Genomic DNA, 18,037 nt, shown 5'->3' on the forward strand with positions numbered 1-18,037 from the left:
CCTCGCCAGCCGCATGCGCGAGCATGTTTCATCACATCAACAGATGCCGGCTTCCGCCAGACGACGCGCCGCGTTGTACATATGCGTGCGGGCGGCGTTGCGCGCCGCCATCGGATCGCCCGCGCGAATCGCGGCCACCACGGCCGCATGCTCCTCGCGTACCTGACGCGAAAAGTCCTCGCGCAAGGCCTCATTGCGGCGCGTGACCACCGTGCCTGCTTCGAGATACTGATTCAGGAACGCGAGCGTCTTGAGGAAATACGGATTGCCGGTGGCCACGGCAATCGCACGGTGAAAAGCCACGTCTTCGGCGACGCCGTCTTCGCCTTCGGCGACGGCTGCGTCGATGCGGGCAAGGGCCGCGTCGATCGACCTCATGTCGGCATCGCTGCGCCGCATCGCGGCCTCGGACGCTACCTCGGCTTCGATCGCCCGGCGCAGCGCGAGAATCTGCCACACCGACCCGGCTTCCACCGCCTCCGCGTAATCGATACGCAGTGGTCGGATCGCGCCGTGCGCCGCGATGAACACCCCGCTGCCTTGGCGCGGTTCCACCACGCCTTCGTTCTTCAGGCGCGAGATCGCCTCGCGGATTACCGTGCGGCTTACCCCGAACTGTTCGGCCAGCACGGCTTCGGTGGGCAGCTTGCCGCCGCGCGCAAAGCTACCCTTGTCGATCTGCTTGAGCAATTGCTGCGCGACGGTATCGCTCAGGGCGCGGGCGGGAATCTTTTCAAACATCCGGGTCTCGATTGATCGGGTTATCAGGTCATCATACAAATTATGCCAGCGCTCGACATCCCCGAAAACCCTGGTGATGGGCGGCCTTGCAAGCAGGGTTCCGTCCCGGAGACTAAATCGGCGAGGTTGGCGAAATGCAGGGCATAAGCTATCTTCACGGCTTTCCGCGCCGGTCGCGCAACTCGAGGTTTGACCCGGGCGCGGCCTAAAGAGCGCGAGATCCGGCGCAAGGTCCGTCGCACCGTCACCCCTGTTTTCCCGAAGAGGCCCATGAGCAAAGCTCCCCAAGCGTCTCCTGCCGATCCGGCCAGCGCCCGCCACATTGCGGACGCTCCGGACAAACCGGGCGATTCGTATGTGCAGTCGTTCGCACGCGGTCTGGCGGTGATCCGTGTCTTCAACGCGGAACGGCCCGAACAGACGCTCACCGACGTCGCCGCCGCCACCGGTCTCACGCGAGCTGGGGCGCGCCGCATTCTGCTGACCTTGCAGACGCTCGGCTATGTTGAAGCGGAAGGGCGCCTGTTTCGCCTGACACCGAAGATCCTCGATCTCGGCTTCGCCTATCTGACCTCGATGCCGTTCTGGAATCTCGCCGAACCGGTGATGGAAGAACTCTCGGCGCATGTCCACGAAAGCGTCTCGGCGGCGGTGCTCGACCGCAGCGAAATCGTGTATGTGCTGCGCGTGCCGACTCATAAGATCATGACCATCAACCTGTCGATCGGCAGCCGTTTGCCCGCCTACTGCACCTCGATGGGCCGCGTCCTGCTGGCCGCGCTCGACGACGACACGCTCGAGGCCACGCTCGCCTCGGCGCCGATGTACGCGCATACGCCGCGCACGGTGGTCGATAAGGAAGAGTTGAAGAAGCTGATCGCCCAGGTGCGCCGCCAGGGCTGGGCGGTCGTCGATCAGGAACTGGAAGGCGGTTTGATCTCGCTCTCCGCGCCAATCCGCAACCGCCAGGGACGCGTGATTGCCGCGATGAATATCAGCGGCAACGCCCAGCGCAATTCAGCGAAGCAAATGGTGAAGGCGTTCCTGGAGCCGCTGCAGTTAGCGGCGCAGAACGTGTCGGATCTGGTAGCGCGGCGCGGCTAACGACCAGGGTTGACGGGCGGAGGGCGCCCTTACCGTCCCAGATACCGCTCCACTAGCCGCGTCCAGAACGCGGCGCCGACGGTCAGATTGTGGTCGTTGAAGTCGTAGTGCGGGTTGTGCACCATGCAGCCGTCCTCGCCCACGCCATTGCCGATGCGCAGGAATGTGCCCGGCCGCTTCTGCAGCATGAAGGCGAAATCTTCGCTGCCCATCAGGATGTCGGTCTGCGCGACCACTTTGTCGTCGCCCACCAGTTCGCGCGCCACTTCAATGGCGAACTCCGTTTCCGCATCCGAATTCACCACCACCGGATACCCTTCGACGTAATCGACGAGAGCCTTCCCGCCATAGCTCTGCGCCTGGCTCTCGGCCAGTTCGATGATGCGTCTCTTCAGCAGCGCGCGAATCTCCGGACTAAACGATCGCACGCTCAATTCGAGCGTGGCCGTGCTGGAGATGACGTTATTCGCGGTGCCGGCGTGCATGGAGCCGACCGTCACCACCGCCGGTTGCGACGGATCCACATTGCGCGCCACGATGGTCTGCAAAGCCATCACAATGCTGGCCGCAATCACCACCGGATCGACCGTCAATTGCGGACGCGCCGCGTGGCCGCCGACGCCTTCGATGGTAATGATCGCCTTGTCGCCCGCCGACATGAACGGCCCTTTGCGAAACAGCAGCACGCCCGGTTCGGCGCCGGGATGGTTGTGCACGCCGAACACGGCATCGCAGGGAAAACGCTCGAACAGGCCGTCTTCGATCATCTTCCTCGCGCCGCTATCGATGCCGATTTCTTCAGCCGGCTGGAAATACAGATGCACGGTGCCCGAGAAGCCGCGCGTCTTCGCCAGATGTTCCGCTGCGCCAAGCAGCATGGTGGTGTGGCCGTCGTGGCCGCACGCGTGCATCTTGCCGTGGGTGCCGCTCGCGTAAGGCAGACCGGTTTCTTCGATGATCGGCAGCGCGTCCATGTCCGCGCGAATCCCGATGCTGCGCGTGCCGTCGCCCACCTTGAGCGTGCCCACCACGCCGGTGCGTCCCACGCCGCGCGTGACCTGCCAGCCCCATTGTTCGAGCTTGTCCGCGACGAGCGCGGCAGTCGCGACCTCTTCGTAGGCCAGTTCCGGATGCTGGTGAATATGGTGGCGAATTTCACGCAACCGCGCGGCGGCGGGCGCGAGATGTTCGAGTTCGGTGAAATGGCCGGCCGGTTGGGATGCTTCGCTCATCGTGGACTCCGAATGGGTGACGCCGCGGCTCACGCCGCGAACTGGAAAGCGCTAACGCCAGATCTGCGCCATTCTGCCCGAATCTCCGCCGGCTTCTTTAACGCGTGGCGCAAGCGGGCGCGAGCCGCAAGCAACGGCGCGCCATCTTCATAGCCCAAACGCCACCGCGCCGCGCACCACGTCGACGAAGGCGCGGCCCGCGTCTTCGAGCACACCGGAATTGTCGATGGTGGTGAGATGAACCCCGGCGGGCGTGACGAACGGGGCGCGTCGCGCGAGCCGTTCGGCCACCTGTTCGGCGTTTTCGCGTGCGCGCGCGCCGAGCCGGGCTTCGAGCACGTGCGCAGCCGCGTCGATATAGACCACGTCGAGCGCCGGATAGCGCCGCAGCGTTTGCTCCAGATACTCACGCGAACCGTTGATGACCACCGTACAGCCGCGTTCGAGCCACAGGTCGATTTCAATGCCGATGCCATACCGCAGCCCATGACTCGACCATTCGAGCGCGAAGAGACCGAGCGCGGAGCGCACCTCGAACTCTTCGACGCTCAGCTCCACATGCGCCTCGCCGTTGCCGCTCGGCCGCGTAATGTAGCGGTGCGCAAACAGGAAAGGTTCGGTCTTGAGCCGGCTGCGCGCGAAACCCAGCAGCGAATCCTTGCCCGCGCCGGACGGGCCCATCACATAGATCAAACGGCCATTCATCGTTAAACCACTCCCCCAGTTCGAAACGGCAGACGCTGCCACAGCACAAAAGGCGCACCCGGTGCAGGTTCGACAAACAACGCCGCGCTGTCGACCACCAGCGGACCCAGCGCGGCAATCCGCTCGTGCCACCACGCGACCAGCGCGGCGCGCTCGTCGGCGGCTGCGAGCGAACTCGACAGCGTCATGTGAAAACGGAATTCGTCGAAGACGTATGGATAGCCCCATTCCAGCAGCAGGCTGCGCTGGCGCTCGGTCAACGGCGCCGCGAGGCGGCGCGCCAGATCGGCGGCGGAGGGTTTCGCGCGCAAGCCGCCTAGCGTGCGCAGCGCGCTGGACGCCAGCTCGCGCATGGCGGCGTCGCCTGCGGGCGCGGTGGGCCGCAGCGCGACGAAATCGCCGAGCGTGGCGGCTTCCACCGGTAGCTGAAACGGCGCTTGCCGCTGCGCCCAGCCGCGTGCATCGTCGAGCACGCCATCCGGCGTAACGCCGTCAGCGAGTCGAAAGGGAGCGACCAGCGTGCCGTGCCAGCCATAGCGGCGCGGCGCTGTCGTCAGTTCGTTCAACGGACGCGTTAACCCCTGCGGTTGCGGCGGAATACACGAAACACCGCTCTCCACATCGCCGCCTAGCCATTCCGAGCCCGCCTGCCACCATGCGGACGCGCGCGACGGCGCGTAATACACCGCGAAACGCGCCTCGGCCGACCATTCGCGCGCTTCGTTCACCACGCCCGGCGCCCCGCTCATAGGTCGTTTTCCACCATCAGTTGCACGCGATCCGCCGCGAAGTGCGTCACGCCGTATTTGACCGGCGCGCCATCCAGATCGACGTCGACGTTCTCGACCCACAATACCGGTTGCTGGCGGTTGATATTCAGGCGCCGCGCCACTTCCGGCTCCGGCAGCACGCTGCCGATACGGCTCCATTTGCGCAGATAGTCGGACACGCCCAGCTCGGCCATTGCCTTGGTGATGCCGCCGGTGCGCTCCAGCACATCCGGCAAATCCGGAAAACGCGCCGCGGGATACCAGTTGCGCGCAAAGGTCAGCGGCACGCCATCCGATTCATGCAGCGATTCGATGCGGTACACGGCGGCGCCCGCGCGCAGGCCGAGCGCCTTGGCAACGTTCGGTTCGGCCTTCACACGCGCCGCCGACAGCATCGCGCCGCCTGCCGCATGATGCTGCTGACGCAGGTTCTCGGTAAAACGTGTGCGACGGCCAATCGAATAGTCGATGGCACCGGGCTGCACGAAGGTGCCGCGCCCCTGCTCCACGCTCACGAGGCCGAGCGCCGCGAGTCCGAGCATGGCGCGCCGCACCGTATGACGGTTGACGTCGAAGCGTTTGGCGAGTTCGCCCTCGCTCGGCAGGCGTCCCTCTGCGCCGAAACCGCTTGCCGCGATCTCGGCGGCGAGGATCTGTTCGATTTGCCGCCACACGGCAACACCCGCGCCTCGTTCAAGCTGCGAGCCTGGCGTGACGCTGTCGTTCGATGTCATGGTGCTGTCATTCCCTTCGGTTCAAATATTCGTTGTGACGTGCATTGTAGTGCGCAAGCCGTGATGGAAATATGAAAACACGAGCTTGCCGCGGACACAAGCGGTTTACCTCTAAACGTCTAGACGTTTAGATGAATAGATGGTCAAATGACGACTCGCTGGATCAACAGGAACCCCGATGAGTGCCTCTTCCGCCTCGCCTTCCTCCGCCATGCGGCGCGCATGGATGGCCGTGCTGGCGCACACGCCGCGCGCCGAACTCGAAGCCGCACTGAGCCACGCGCTGGAAGGCGCCCGGCCGCCTGAATTCGACTGGCTGCGGCCGCCCGAAACCGGTCTCGCCATGGTGCGCGGCCGCGTCGGCGGCAGCGGCGACGCCTTCAATCTCGGCGAAGCCACCGTTACCCGCGCCACGCTGCGTCTGCGCAACGAGGGCGGCGTGACGCCGGTGGGTGTGGCCTGCCACCTGGGCCGCGACCGCCGCCGCGCCGAACTCGCCGCGCTCGCCGACGCGCTGCTGCAATTGCCGGAGCATGCGCATCTGCATGGCCGGTTGATCGAACCGCTCGCCGCCCAGCTGGCGGCGCAACGCGCAGCACGCCGACAGGAAGCCGCGTCGACGCGTGTCGAATTCTTCACGATGGTGCGAGGCGACTAATGGACAACCTGACTGAAAACGCGATGAACTCCTCACAGATTGCCCTTTCCGCACTCGCACCCGGCTTTAGCGATCCGGTCCACGACACCCAGGCGGTGTTTCGCACACTGCTCGACGCACTGTCGCGGCCGGGCACGGTTGGCGTCGTGGAGAACGTCTTGCCGGCGTCACAGGCAAACGGCACGCATCGTTCGCGCGCCGACCTCGCTGCGTTGGCGGCTCTGCTCACGCTGTGCGATTACTCGACCCCCGTGTGGCTCGCCGAACCCGACGCGGCGCTCGCCTCGGCGCTGCGCTTTCATACCGGCGCGCCGCTCGTCGACGAGGCGCAGGACGCCGCGTTCGCCTATATCCATGACGCCGCGCTGCTGCCGCAACTCGAGCACTTCTCGCTCGGCGCGGCGGAGACGCCCGAGCAGTCGGTGACCCTGCTGATCCGCGTCGAGGCGCTCAGCGGCGGTCCGCAGGTCGTATTGAGCGGCCCCGGCATCGAACACACCGCCAGCATCGCGCCGGTCGGCCTGCCTGAACATTTCTGGCGCGAGCGCGCCAGCCTCGCGCCGCTATTCCCGTGCGGCATCGATTGCTATCTCGTCTGCGGCAACACGCTGATCGGTCTGCCGCGCACAACTCAAGCAAAGGTGAACTGATGTACGTAGCCGTCAAGGGTGGAGAACGCGCGATCGAAGCATCGTGGCGTCTGCTCGACAAGTCGCGCCGCGGCGATACGCGGCTCGCCGAGTTGAGCGTCGGACAGATTCGCGAGCAGTTGCGTCTTTCAGTGGCCCGCGTGATGACCGAAGGTTCGGTATACGACGAAGACCTCGCCGCGCTGGCCATCAAGCAGGCTGCCGGCGATCTGGTGGAAGCGATCTTCCTGTTGCGCGCGTATCGCACCACGTTGCCGCGCTTTGGCTACACGCAACCGCTCGATAGCGAGACCATGGTGGTGGAGCGCCGCATCTCGGCGACCTTCAAGGATCTGCCGGGTGGCCAGTTGCTTGGGGCTACTTACGATTACACGCAGCGTCTGCTCGATTTCAAGCTGATGGCGGATGCACAGGCCAATGGCAGCGCGTCGGATACGCAGGCGTCGCGCACCGTCCGGCCCGGCGCTGCGACCGGCGAAACTGCGGAAGCCGCCGAAGCCGAATCCATGCCGCGCGTCGTCACGCTGCTCAACCAGGAAGGCCTGATCGAACAGGAAACCTCGCTGCCCGGCGCGCCCGAACCGCGCGACCTGACGCGCGAGCCGCTCTCGTTCCCCGCCAACCGCGCGACCCGTTTGCAGAATCTGGCCCGCGGCGACGAAGGCTTTTTGCTGGCGATGGGCTATGCGACGCAACGCGGCTACGCGAATTCGCACCCGTTCGCAGGCGAGATCCGCTTCGGCTCGGTGACGGTGGAAATGGAACTCGACGAACTCGGCGAAGCGGTGGAGATCGGCGAAATCGACATCACCGAATGCCAGATGATCAACCAGTTCCACGGCAATACCGAAGTTCCGCCCACCTTCACGCAAGGTTACGGCCTCGCCTTCGGCCATTCGGAGCGCAAGGCGATGGCCATGGCGCTCGTCGATCGCGCGCTACGTGCCGAAGAACTCGGCGAAACGGTGGGCTCGCCGACTCAGGACATCGAATTCATGCTGTCGCATAGCGATAACGTCGAAGCATCCGGCTTCGTCCAGCATCTGAAGCTGCCGCACTATGTGGACTTCCAGGCCGAACTCGAACTCGTGCGCCGTTTGCGGGCGCAACACGCCGCTGCGCAAACTGCACAGGTGTCCGAATCAACTGAAGCGCCGCAGCCTTCGCAACCGACGCACACCGGTCACGACCAGCAGGAGCAAGCCGCATGAACGCGCCCGAAACACAAGTCGCCAGCGCTTCCTACGACAGCGCGGCTGAAGGCTATAACTTCGCCTATCTCGACGAACAGACCAAGCGCATGATCCGCCGCTCGCTGCTCAAAGCAGTCGCGGTGCCGGGTTATCAGGTGCCGTTCGCCTCGCGTGAAATGCCGCTGCCGTTCGGCTGGGGCACCGGCGGTATCCAGGTGACCGCGGCGATCATTGGTCGCAGCGACACGCTCAAGGTGATCGACCAGGGTTCGGACGAAACCACCAATGCGGTCAACATCCGCCGCTTCTTTGCGCGTACCACCGGCGTGGCGACGACCCGCCGCACGTCGGAAGCGACGATCGTGCAGACGCGTCACCGGATTCCCGAAACACCGCTCACCGACAAACAGATTCTCGTCTATCAGGTGCCGATGCCCGAGCCGCTCTACCGGCTCGAACCACGCATCGCCGAGTGCAAAAAGCTGCATGCGTTAGCCGATTACGGCCTGATCAGCGTGAAGCTCTACGAGGACATCGTGCATCACGGCAGCATTGCCACGACGTATGACTATCCGGTGATCGTCAACGAGCGCTATCTGACCTCGCCCTCGCCGATCCCGAAGTTCGACAACCCGAAGATGCACATGAATGCCGCCCTGCAGTTGTTCGGCGCCGGACGCGAGCGGCGCATCCACGCGATTCCGCCCTACACCCGCGTGCGCAGTCTCGACTTCGACGACCATCCGTTCGAAATCCAGCGCTGGGAACATGCCTGCGCGCTGTGCGGATCGAAGGAGAGCTTCCTCGACGAAATGATCGTCGACGACGCCGGCAAGCGCATGTTCGTCTGCTCGGATAGCGACTACTGCCACGACCGCCGCGAGCAGCAGGCGGGCGAAGCCGGCGAGGCCACTGCCAACGCCGCAGGAGAATCCGCATGAGCGCGCACACGAGCCCGCTGCTGAGCGCCCGCGCGCTCAGCAAGCAATACGGCGGCCGTAACGGCTGCAGAAACGTCAGCTTCGACCTGTATCCGGGCGAGGTGCTGTGCATCGTCGGCGAATCGGGTTCGGGCAAGACCACCTTGCTCAACACTCTCGCATTGCGCACCGAGGCCGATACCGGCACGCTGCACTACCAGGCCACGCACGGCGACACGCTCGACCTGCGGACCTTGTCCGAGCCGCGCCGCCGCCTGCTGATGCGCACCGAATGGGGCTTCGTGCAGCAGAATCCGCGCGACGGCCTGCGTAGCGGCGTCTCCGCCGGCGCCAATATCGGCGAGCCGTTGATGGCGGTCGGCGCGCGTCACTACGGCCAGATTCGCCATACCGCGACACAATGGATGGAGCGCGTCGAACTGGACGCCACGCGTATCGACGAACTGCCGGCGGCATTTTCCGGCGGCATGCAGCAGCGCTTGCAGATTGCGCGCAATCTCGTCACCGGACCGCGCCTCGTGTTCATGGACGAGCCCACTGCCGGCCTGGATGTCTCCGTGCAGGCACGTCTGCTCGACCTGTTGCGCACGCTCACTAGCACGCTGCATCTTTCCGTGCTGATCGTCACGCACGACATCGGCGTGGCGCGTCTGCTCGCGCATCGGCTGATGGTGATGCAAGGCGGCGAGGTCGTCGAAGCGGGCCTGACCGATCAGGTACTCGACGATCCGCAACATCCGTACACGCAAACGCTGGTTTCTTCCGTTCTGCCGGTTTGAGGTCCACGATGTCATCCATCGAATCAGGCGCGTTCGAACGCGCATTCATCGACAACGCAGCGCTGATGCTGCGCGCCGTCAACATCGGCAAGACCTTCACGCTGCATGCCCAGGGCGGTGTGCAGATCGACGCACTCGCGGGTGTCTCGCTCGACGTCGAACAGGGCGAGTGCGTCGTGCTGGTGGGGCCGTCGGGCGCCGGCAAGAGCACGCTGTTGCGTTGTCTCTATGGCAACTATCTGGCGAGTTCCGGCGCCATTGCGATCCGCTCGGCTGCGCACGACGCGCAACACGTTGCGATTACCGGCGCCGAGCCGCATGACGTACTGCGCCTGCGGCGCGATGTGGTGGGCTACGTGAGCCAGTTTCTGCGTGTGATTCCGCGTGTGACGACACTCGCGCTGGTGGCCGAGCCGCTGATCTCGCGCGGGGTGGCCGAGGACGAAGCCAGCGCGCGCGCCGCCGCGCTGCTGGCGCGCCTGAATGTGCCCGAGCGGCTGTGGTCGCTGGCGCCCGCAACTTTTTCGGGCGGCGAGCAGCAGCGCGTGAACATCGCGCGCGGCCTGATTGCCGGCCATCCGCTGCTGTTGCTCGATGAGCCGACCGCTTCGCTCGATGCGGAAAACCGCGACGTGGTGGCCGATCTGATCGTCGAGGCACGCGAAGGCGGCGCGGCGATCGTCGGCATCTTTCACGACGAAGATACCCGCGCCAAAGTGGCCACGCGCCGCCTCGAACTCCAGCCGCCGTCGCGCCAGCCTGCGGCGCTACACTGACATACCCACACAGCAGACTGACTACGGAGCATGTCGATGTTGATCAGAAACGCTCGCATCGTGACGCGAGACGACGTATTTACCGGCGTGGTGCGGATCGAAGACGGCAAGATCCACGACGTCGAACGCGGCACGACTTCCGCGCGTGAAGCCGAGGATTGGGAGGGCGATTACCTGCTGCCGGGTCTGATCGAACTGCACACGGACAACCTCGAAAAGCATCTGGCGCCGCGCCCCGGCGTGCAATGGAATACGGACGCCGCTTTCGTGATCCACGACGCGCAGGTGGCCGCGGCCGGCATCACCACCGTCTTCGACGCGCTTGCGATCGGTTCGCGCGTGAATGCCGGTCTGCGTGGCCGCGATCTGCAAACGCAATGCGCACAGGCCCTCAGCCGTTTCTCCGAACGTAACCTGCTGCGCGCCGAGCACTTTCTGCATCTGCGCTGTGAGATCGCGACAGCCGACGTAGTCGAAATTTTCGATTCGCTTTGCGGCCATCCGCTGCTGCGCCTCGCCTCGGTGATGGACCACACGCCGGGCCAGCGTCAATGGCACGACCGCGAACAATGGCGCCGCTTCCAGGAACGCAACGGCAAGCTCTCCGATGAGCACGTCACGAACGCGCTGGCCGAACTGAGCATCGAACAGGAACGTTACGCCGACGCACACCGCCACGAGATCGTCGCGCGCTGCAAGGCGCTCGGCCTGCCGGTGGCGAGCCACGACGACACGCTCGTCGAGCACGTCGAACAGGCCGCCGCCGAAGGCATCGTGCTGGCGGAATTTCCGACCACCCGCGTCGCCGCCGAAGCGGCCCGCAAGCACCGCATCTCCACGATCATGGGCGCGCCGAACATCGTGCGCGGCGGCTCGCACTCGGGCAACGTGTCCGCGCTCGAACTGGCCAGGGCGGATCTGCTCGACATCCTGTCGTCGGATTATGTGCCGTCCAGTTTGCTGACGGCCGTGTTCGATCTGGTGGAGAAGGCCGGCTGGGCGCTGCCGCGCGCGATGGCGACGGTGTCGGCCGAACCGGCGCGCACCGCGGGCCTGCACGATCGCGGCGCGATTGCACCAGGTCTGCGAGCAGACTTCGTGCGCGTGACGATGCTCGATACGCTGCCGGTGCCGCGCGCCACGTATCGGGAAGGCGCGCGCATCGTCTGACCTTGTTGATCCGGTGGTGGAACTCGTACAATCGCGCGTGCCGCGATCTCGCCCTATGCAGGCAGCATGGCCGAAATCAGCGGAAGACGCGTCGTCCGGCCCCGACGGCGGCCATTGGGCTGATTGAGCGGCAGGTCAACGGAGAACGCCAGGTGCGCGGGGTAGCCGCCATCCGGTGTTTTACTGAGTACGTAAACTTTTTGACCTGATAAGCTTTGCCCGCGCTGCAGGCCGCCCGGTCCGCGGACGTGAACTCTGCCCGGCCGCCGGTCACGCCGGGCACTATCTCGCGGCGGCACAACCGCCAGCGGGAGCAATACGAACTACCACCGAGGAGTAAAACAGTGAAAAAACTGCTAGCGGCTTTGACGATCGCTCTGCTTGCCACCGTTTCGATTGGCGCACATGCGAAAGACTGGACCACCATCCGTTTCGGCGTTGACGCCAGCTATCCCCCGTTCGAATCCAAAGGTTCGGACGGCAAGCTCGTCGGTTTCGATATCGACCTCGGCAATGAAATCTGCAAGCGCCTGAACGCCAAGTGCGTGTGGGTCGAAAACGACTTCGACGGCATGATCCCGGCTCTGAAGGCGAAGAAGTTCGACGGCGTGCTGTCGTCCATGTCCATGACGCCGCAACGCGCGGAACAGATCGCTTTCTCGTCGAAGCTGTTCAACACGCCGACGCGCCTCGTCACGAAGAAGGGTTCGGGCCTGCAGCCGACGCCGGAATCGCTGGCCGGCAAGACGGTTGGCGTCGAACAGGGCACGATCCAGGAAACCTACGCGAAGACCTACTGGGAGCCGAAGGGCGCCAAGGTTGTCTCGTACCAGAACCAGGACCAGGTCTACACCGACCTGCTGTCGGGCCGTCTGGACGCTTCGCTGCAAGATGCAGTGGAAGCCGACCTGGGCTTCCTGAAGACGCCGCGCGGTGCGGGTTATGAATTCGCCGGCAAGGACATCGTCGACGAGAAGGTTCTCGGCAACGGCGCCGGCATCGGCATGCGCAAGGAAGACACCGATCTGAAGGCCAAGGTCGACAAGGCTATCGCCGACATGATCAAGGACGGCACGTACAAGAAGCTCGAGAACAAGTATTTCACGTTCGACGTGTACGGCAGCTAAGCGCCGTCGGCGCGGCTCGCCGCGCCGCTTCTGAATCGATGCAGACGGGCTCCGCAAGATGCGGAGCCCGTTTCGTTTGGAGCGCCGTTCGGATCGCCTCCCGGGCGGCAGCCTGAATGGCCATTCAATGGCCGCACGCGCCGCAAGCGCGCAACCGCTCACGCGAGGCACGCATATCGGCTAAGATCGAGCGATTGCGCCGCGTCGCGCGCCAGCCATGTCCGCGTCGCCGCAAGCCGCTCACATAATCGATTTTCCGAACTGAAATCAACGACATAGCGCGACACCTCGTGAGGCCGCCGCGCTTCAGACACCATGCAAACCCAAACCCATCCGCTGATTTCCCCGACACTCGGCACCGCGCGCAACCTGACGAGTTTTCACTACGGTCCCGGCGGCGGGCAAAAAATCTACATCCAGTCGTCCCTGCACGCCGACGAGCTGCCCGGCATGCTGGTGTCGTGGGCCTTGCGTCACAAGCTGGCCGCGCTCGAAAGCGCGGGCAAGATCAAGGGCGAAGTCATCGTCGTGCCGGTGGCCAATCCAATTGGCCTGAACCAGCATTTCCTCGGCCTGCACACCGGCCGCTTCGAAACCGGCACCGCGCAGAACTTCAATCGCAATTTCCACGATCTGTCCGCCCTCGTGCAACCGGTGATCGAAGCGCGCCTGACCGACGACGTCGACCAGAACCGCCAGGCGATCCGCACCGCGATGCGCGAAGCGCTGGACGCCATTGAGCCGGCCACCGAACTCGACTCGCAACGCCTCGCGCTGCAAAAACTCTCGTATGACGCCGATGTCGTGCTCGACCTGCATTGCGACTGGGAAGCCGCGCTGCATCTGTACACCAACCCGGACCTGTGGCCGGAAGTCGAGCCGCTCGCGCGCTATCTGGAAGCCAAGGCCTCGCTGCTGGCGCTGAATTCGGTCGGCAATCCGTTCGACGAAATTCACAGCTTCTGCTGGTCGGATCTGCGGGGCCGTTTCGGTGACCGCTTCCCGATTCCGAACGGCTCGGTCTCGGTGACGGTCGAACTGCGCGGCCAGCGCAACGTGTCGTATGAATATGCCGAACACGATGCGCAAGGCATCGTCGAATACCTGACGCACCGCGGGGTTATCGACGGCACCGCCGCGCCGATGCCCGCGCTCGAGTTTGCCGCGACGCCGCTCGCCGGCGCCGAGCCGATCGTCGCGCCCATCAGCGGCGTGCTGGTGTATCGCGCCGAAGTCGGCAGCTGGGTGGACGCGGGTCATGAGATCGCCGATATCGTCGATCCGCTGACCAATCAGGTCGTGACGCTCAAAAGCAGCGTCGCCGGCGTGTTGTACGCGCGGCACCTGACGCGTTTTGCGACCGCGGGGCTCGAATTCGCCCGCATTGCCGGCGCCAGGGCGTTCCGCTCGGGATCGCTGCTATCCAATTGATTGATAACCGATTTAGCCCGGCTGACGGTAGCGGTAAAAACACCGCCAGCGGGCTGTCTCCTTAAATGAGACTACGGCGGGATAATTAGCCTTGCCTGGTATTTGATTTACATCGAACCAATGCCACATATTCGTTTCGAATAAAAGCCTCAGACCGCGATTTTCTCTGTTTCTCTCCCGGCCAGTAAAAGTACCAAGGAATGGGGTTATATGCGTTGTTTTTCGCAATAATCTCGATTCTCCCCGTTACACAAACCGCGCCCGGGCGCACGACATTTTCCGGGTCGGCAATTCAAATGTCGCATTCACACTACAGATTCTCCAAATAATCCAGCTGTCACATTCCTTTACCGTCCGCTCCCTTAAATTGGCGACCATCGCGTGACCTGCCAGAAGAGCCAGGCTCGTGATCGCCTCTTTTAATCCGGAGAATCTCTTGAACAAGAAAGTTTTAGCCACCGCTATCCTCGCAGCCTTCGCTGGCGCAGCTCATGCACAAAGCAGCGTTACGCTGTACGGCCTGATCGACGCTGGTGTCACGTATGTGAACCACGCCGGCACGGGCGCCAAGAGCCTGTACCAATATGGTGACGGCGTCTCGCAAGGCAGCCGCTGGGGCCTGCGCGGCTCTGAAGACCTCGGTGGCGGTCTGAAGGCCATCTTCGACTTGGAAAACGGCTTCAACTCGGGCACTGGCGCACTGGGCCAAGGTAGCTCGCTGTTCGGCCGCCAGGCTTACGTTGGTCTGTCGAAGGACGGCATCGGCTCGCTGACGTTCGGCCGCCAATACTCGTTCTCGACCGACTATCTGGGTGGCATCTATGCTAACGGCGGCGAAACCGTCGCAGGCAACTATGGCTACCACATCAACGACCTCGACCAGTTGACGTCGAGCCGTATCAGCAATGCGGTGAAGTTCAGCAGCGCGAACTACTACGGCCTGACGTTCGGCGGCATGTACGGCTTCTCGAATACGGCTGGTTCGTTCCAGGGCGGCCCGTCCGGTTCGTCGACCTCGGGTTCGTCGGCATACAGCTTCGGCCTGAACTACGCGAACGGCCCGTTTGCTGTCGGTGCAGCGTACACGGACATCCGCTTCCCGGCAGCAGCGTCGCCGGCAGCGTTCCCGACGTCGGTGGCGAACGGTTCGGCAACGATCACGGGCGGCACGGTGAAGGATCTGGCTACGACGGGCGTCGGCGCCAAGTACTCGATCGGACCGGCAACGATGTGGGCGCTGTGGACGCACACCAACATCGAAGAACTCGCTGGCCACATGACGACGTTCAACGCGTATGAAGCAGGCGCGAAGTACGCCATCACGCCGGCACTGACGGGCGCATTGGGCTACACGTACATGCAAGCCAAGGACCTGACCAACGGTCACTGGAACCAGGTCGACGCCAGCGTCGACTACGCACTGAGCAAGCGCACCGACGTGTACCTGCTTGGCGTGTACCAGGCTGCCAAGGGCAAGCTGGCAAACGGCACACCGCTGCAATCGCAGATTGGTGTGAGCACGAGCAGCTACCTGCCGGTCGCTGGTGCCGACACGCAGCTGGCCGTTCGCGCTGGCATCCGCGTCAAGTTCTAAGCGGCAGTTGCGTCTCCGGGCAGCCGCAGGCCTCCCGGAACGCGCCGTGTGAGCTGAAGATGAGCTGAAAACGCCCGAACGGGCGCCCGTCATGGGCGCCTCGTCCGGGCGTTTGTGCGTCTGCGGGTGTATCTGAAAGGCCCTCTGCGTCACCCAGCCCCTTTCTCCTCCGGCCTCGCTTCTGTTACCCTGCGCGCTTTGCTACCGCTCGCATCCGCCTGATGGAAACCCCTTTCAACGACCGTGGCGTCTCGGTCACGCGCAACGCACTCTCCGCCGCCGGACAGGTTTTCCCGCTCCGCGAGATTCTCGCCGTGCGGGTCGTCACCGTGCAGAAAAACAAGATTTTGCCCGTCACCATTTCGGTAATCGGAGTGATCGGCGCGATTGCCGGCGGCGTGTTCCGCTCGCCGGCGGGCATTGTCTGCGGGGTCATGCTGGCAGTGGTCGGGTGGCTGACGTGGATCACCCAGGACGTCACGCACCGCCTGATCGTCGAAACCGCCAGCGGCGAGCGTGAGGCGCTATCGAGTGTGGATCTGGACTTCGTGGAACGCGTGGCGCAAACCGTGCGCGCAACCCTCGCGGCGGCAGCGAGCGCGGCGCCGAAGGCCTGATCCGCAAGCCGGCTGCGCGTTAACACAAAATTAACCCGCAGACCACGAGCTTTTGCACCCGCTTGAGACACGCGCGGCTACAGTGGATTCATCTCCACCACACGCCGCTCCGCCCGGTCGCGGCGATTCACGATGTTACAGTCCACCGCCGCGCCCGCCGCTCCTGCCACCGTGCCTCCGCGAGGTTTGCGCTCGCCGGCCCCTGCGGCGCCGGTCCGCGTCCCGCTCGTCACACTCGACGTCACCGTACCCGGCACCTCCTCGGCCATCGGCAGGCGGGCGCTGCATGCCGCGCTCGGCACCAATCTGCGTCTTTATGTGGTCACCATCGACAAGCGCAACGAGCGCATCACCTTCCGCGTCGAAGTGATCTTCCGCACTCTCGATGAAGTGATCGGCGCGCTGGCCGGGGCACTCGACCGCGCCATCCTCGGCCGCGCGGTACAAACCGTGATTCGCCGCCCATTGGATCTGGCCAACGACTTTTGATCCAGATCAAGGATTTACACGCTTTTGCAATTCGATATAGCGAGGCAGGTAGAGTCGGCGGTTCTTTTATCCCGCGGTCCCTCCCGCAGGCCTCGCAAGCGCCTTCATTCCATTGCCGGCAAGGCAAACGGCCCTCGCGACTGTCGCCATTGCTGCACGCTTCACCGTTCACGATGCACCGCCTCCGCCAGGGACTCGCTCTTTTGCAAAGTGTGCCCTCATGTACGAGTTGTCCCGAAATTGTCTGCGCTTTTTCCGCTGCATTCCGTCCCTGTCCGGGCGTCTGAACACCCTCGCGACGGCTGCGCTCGTCGGCGCGGCCACGCTCGGCGGCTGCGCCGTCACCTTTCCGGTTCCCACGCCGCCCGCTCCCGCCGCCACGTTGATCAATAACGGCGCGGACGGTCTGCTGGTACCGCTGCACCTTGAACGCGCCGACGAAGGTCACGCGCGCCTCGGCTTGCCGGTCCAGCTCGACGGCAAGGCGGTGTATATGGCATTCGACACCGGCATCCAGGGTGTGCGCGTGCTGGCGTCGGTGCTGCCGCGGACAAACTACACCGCCACGCAACCGGTAACATCCTTGACGTTCGCAAACGGCGCCGTGGTTTCCGGGCCGTCGGTGAAGCTGCCGTTCAGCATGGCCGGCACCCAGCCGGTGGAAGTCGAAGCGCAGGCCGTCAACGACGTGCGCTGCCAGCGCAACCAGAAAAAATGCCTCGCCATGGACGGCTACACCGGCGAATTCGGCTTTGCGTTCTCGGGTATCGTCGGTGCGGGCGCCGCGCAACCCGACGACGACTGCTGCACGCAACCGCTACGCGCCCTGCCGGGCAATATCGGCCAGCGCTATCTGGTCCGTGCCAATTTGGCTAAACCGTTTGTGATTCTCAGTCCGTCGGCGGCGCTCACGCGCGATTTCACGATGGTACCCATGACGGCTGCGCAAAACGGCGCGTCGCAGTGGCCGCTCGGCTGCGTGCAGGTGGGCGACAAGCTGCGCTTCTGCGCGCCGGTAGTGTTCAGCACCGGCAGCACCGAGATGATTCGCGTGGAGACCGACAAGGCGCCGGCCTGGACCGGCGACGGCGAGGAAAACGACGTGCTCGCGCAAGGCAACTACGATGTCGCGCTGGGCGTCGGGTCGTGGGCGCATCGATATGAAAGCGCGCAGGTAACGATCGCCAAGGCGAAACCCGGCGCCAACCGGATCGTCGTCGGTTTGATGGCCATGCAGAATCTGGATGTGCTGTTCGACTTCCCGCGCGGTCAGCTTGGCGTGCGCGCCAGCAAAACTTCCGAGTCGTTCGCGCCGTAACGCCGCTG

Annotated in this window: 19 protein-coding genes; 14 read left to right on the forward strand and 5 right to left on the reverse strand. The window is 64.3% G+C overall.

The window, feature by feature from the left end:
- Window positions 1-36: 36 nt before the first annotated feature.
- Complete coding sequence (locus FQ755_RS30620) at window positions 37-741, reverse strand: FadR/GntR family transcriptional regulator (protein WP_144159936.1); 705 nt, start codon at window positions 739-741, stop codon at window positions 37-39.
- 270 nt (window positions 742-1,011) lie between these two features.
- Here FQ755_RS30620 and FQ755_RS30625 point away from each other — a divergent pair, with 270 nt between their 5' ends.
- A complete protein-coding gene (locus FQ755_RS30625) occupies window positions 1,012-1,845 on the forward strand; it encodes an IclR family transcriptional regulator (RefSeq protein WP_144159939.1) in 834 nt (277 codons plus the stop codon).
- A 29-nt stretch (window positions 1,846-1,874) separates the two neighbouring features.
- Here FQ755_RS30625 and FQ755_RS30630 read toward each other — a convergent pair whose 3' ends face one another.
- The 4 genes from FQ755_RS30630 to phnF form a co-directional block, all read right to left on the reverse strand.
- Window positions 1,875-3,077, reverse strand: coding sequence for a M20 aminoacylase family protein (locus tag FQ755_RS30630; RefSeq protein WP_144159942.1), 1,203 nt, complete (start codon window positions 3,075-3,077; stop codon window positions 1,875-1,877).
- A gap of 147 nt (window positions 3,078-3,224) precedes the next feature.
- Window positions 3,225-3,782, reverse strand: a complete 558-nt coding sequence (gene phnN / locus FQ755_RS30635) for a phosphonate metabolism protein/1,5-bisphosphokinase (PRPP-forming) PhnN (RefSeq protein WP_144159945.1) — start codon at window positions 3,780-3,782, stop codon at window positions 3,225-3,227.
- 2 nt (window positions 3,783-3,784) lie between these two features.
- Complete coding sequence (locus FQ755_RS30640; RefSeq protein ID WP_144159948.1) at window positions 3,785-4,531, reverse strand: DUF1045 domain-containing protein; 747 nt, start codon at window positions 4,529-4,531, stop codon at window positions 3,785-3,787.
- Window positions 4,528-5,286, reverse strand: coding sequence for a phosphonate metabolism transcriptional regulator PhnF (phnF, locus tag FQ755_RS30645; protein WP_144159951.1), 759 nt, complete (start codon window positions 5,284-5,286; stop codon window positions 4,528-4,530). Before phnF ends, FQ755_RS30640 begins: the two co-directional genes overlap by 4 nt.
- A gap of 178 nt (window positions 5,287-5,464) precedes the next feature.
- Between phnF and phnG the strand changes: the two genes are divergently transcribed.
- The 13 genes from phnG to FQ755_RS30710 all read left to right on the forward strand — a co-directional run bounded on the left by phnG (window position 5,465) and on the right by FQ755_RS30710 (window position 18,029).
- Window positions 5,465-5,944: a phosphonate C-P lyase system protein PhnG gene (gene phnG, locus FQ755_RS30650; protein WP_144159954.1), complete on the forward strand. Its 480-nt coding sequence runs from the start codon at window positions 5,465-5,467 to the stop codon at window positions 5,942-5,944.
- Window positions 5,945-5,967: 23 nt separating this feature from the next.
- Window positions 5,968-6,594 carry a phosphonate C-P lyase system protein PhnH gene (gene phnH / locus FQ755_RS30655; RefSeq protein ID WP_144159957.1) on the forward strand — a complete coding sequence of 209 codons (627 nt, stop codon included), beginning with the start codon at window positions 5,968-5,970 and terminating at the stop codon, window positions 6,592-6,594.
- Window positions 6,594-7,805: a carbon-phosphorus lyase complex subunit PhnI gene (locus FQ755_RS30660; protein WP_144159960.1), complete on the forward strand. Its 1,212-nt coding sequence runs from the start codon at window positions 6,594-6,596 to the stop codon at window positions 7,803-7,805. The genes phnH and FQ755_RS30660 overlap by 1 nt, the downstream gene beginning before the upstream one ends.
- A complete protein-coding gene (locus tag FQ755_RS30665) occupies window positions 7,802-8,728 on the forward strand; it encodes an alpha-D-ribose 1-methylphosphonate 5-phosphate C-P-lyase PhnJ (protein ID WP_144159963.1) in 927 nt (308 codons plus the stop codon). The genes FQ755_RS30660 and FQ755_RS30665 overlap by 4 nt, the downstream gene beginning before the upstream one ends.
- A complete protein-coding gene (gene phnK, locus FQ755_RS30670) occupies window positions 8,725-9,507 on the forward strand; it encodes a phosphonate C-P lyase system protein PhnK (protein ID WP_144159966.1) in 783 nt (260 codons plus the stop codon). The genes FQ755_RS30665 and phnK overlap by 4 nt, the downstream gene beginning before the upstream one ends.
- 8 nt (window positions 9,508-9,515) lie before the next feature.
- Window positions 9,516-10,283 carry a phosphonate C-P lyase system protein PhnL gene (gene phnL, locus FQ755_RS30675; protein ID WP_144159969.1) on the forward strand — a complete coding sequence of 256 codons (768 nt, stop codon included), beginning with the start codon at window positions 9,516-9,518 and terminating at the stop codon, window positions 10,281-10,283.
- Window positions 10,284-10,319: 36 nt separating this feature from the next.
- On the forward strand, window positions 10,320-11,453 hold the full coding sequence (locus FQ755_RS30680) for an alpha-D-ribose 1-methylphosphonate 5-triphosphate diphosphatase (RefSeq protein ID WP_144159972.1): 1,134 nt from the start codon (window positions 10,320-10,322) through the stop codon (window positions 11,451-11,453).
- A gap of 344 nt (window positions 11,454-11,797) precedes the next feature.
- The gene (locus FQ755_RS30685; protein WP_144159975.1) at window positions 11,798-12,580 is read left to right on the forward strand and encodes an ABC transporter substrate-binding protein; all 783 of its coding nucleotides are present in this window, start codon (window positions 11,798-11,800) and stop codon (window positions 12,578-12,580) included.
- 315 nt (window positions 12,581-12,895) lie between these two features.
- Window positions 12,896-14,011: a succinylglutamate desuccinylase/aspartoacylase family protein gene (locus FQ755_RS30690; RefSeq protein WP_144159978.1), complete on the forward strand. Its 1,116-nt coding sequence runs from the start codon at window positions 12,896-12,898 to the stop codon at window positions 14,009-14,011.
- A gap of 436 nt (window positions 14,012-14,447) precedes the next feature.
- Window positions 14,448-15,605, forward strand: coding sequence for a porin (locus FQ755_RS30695; RefSeq protein ID WP_144159981.1), 1,158 nt, complete (start codon window positions 14,448-14,450; stop codon window positions 15,603-15,605).
- A 221-nt stretch (window positions 15,606-15,826) separates the two neighbouring features.
- A complete protein-coding gene (locus tag FQ755_RS30700) occupies window positions 15,827-16,222 on the forward strand; it encodes a DUF6232 family protein (RefSeq protein ID WP_144159984.1) in 396 nt (131 codons plus the stop codon).
- Window positions 16,223-16,354: 132 nt separating this feature from the next.
- Window positions 16,355-16,711 (forward strand): hypothetical protein, encoded by a 357-nt coding sequence (locus FQ755_RS30705; RefSeq protein WP_260858934.1) that lies wholly within the window; start codon window positions 16,355-16,357, stop codon window positions 16,709-16,711.
- A gap of 220 nt (window positions 16,712-16,931) precedes the next feature.
- Entirely contained in the window at window positions 16,932-18,029 is a 1,098-nt protein-coding gene (locus FQ755_RS30710) for a hypothetical protein (RefSeq protein ID WP_144159987.1), read from the forward strand.
- The last annotated feature ends 8 nt before the right edge of the window (window positions 18,030-18,037 follow it).

Source organism: Paraburkholderia sp. BCC1885, assembly GCF_900996235.1.
Lineage (GTDB): Bacteria > Pseudomonadota > Gammaproteobacteria > Burkholderiales > Burkholderiaceae > Paraburkholderia.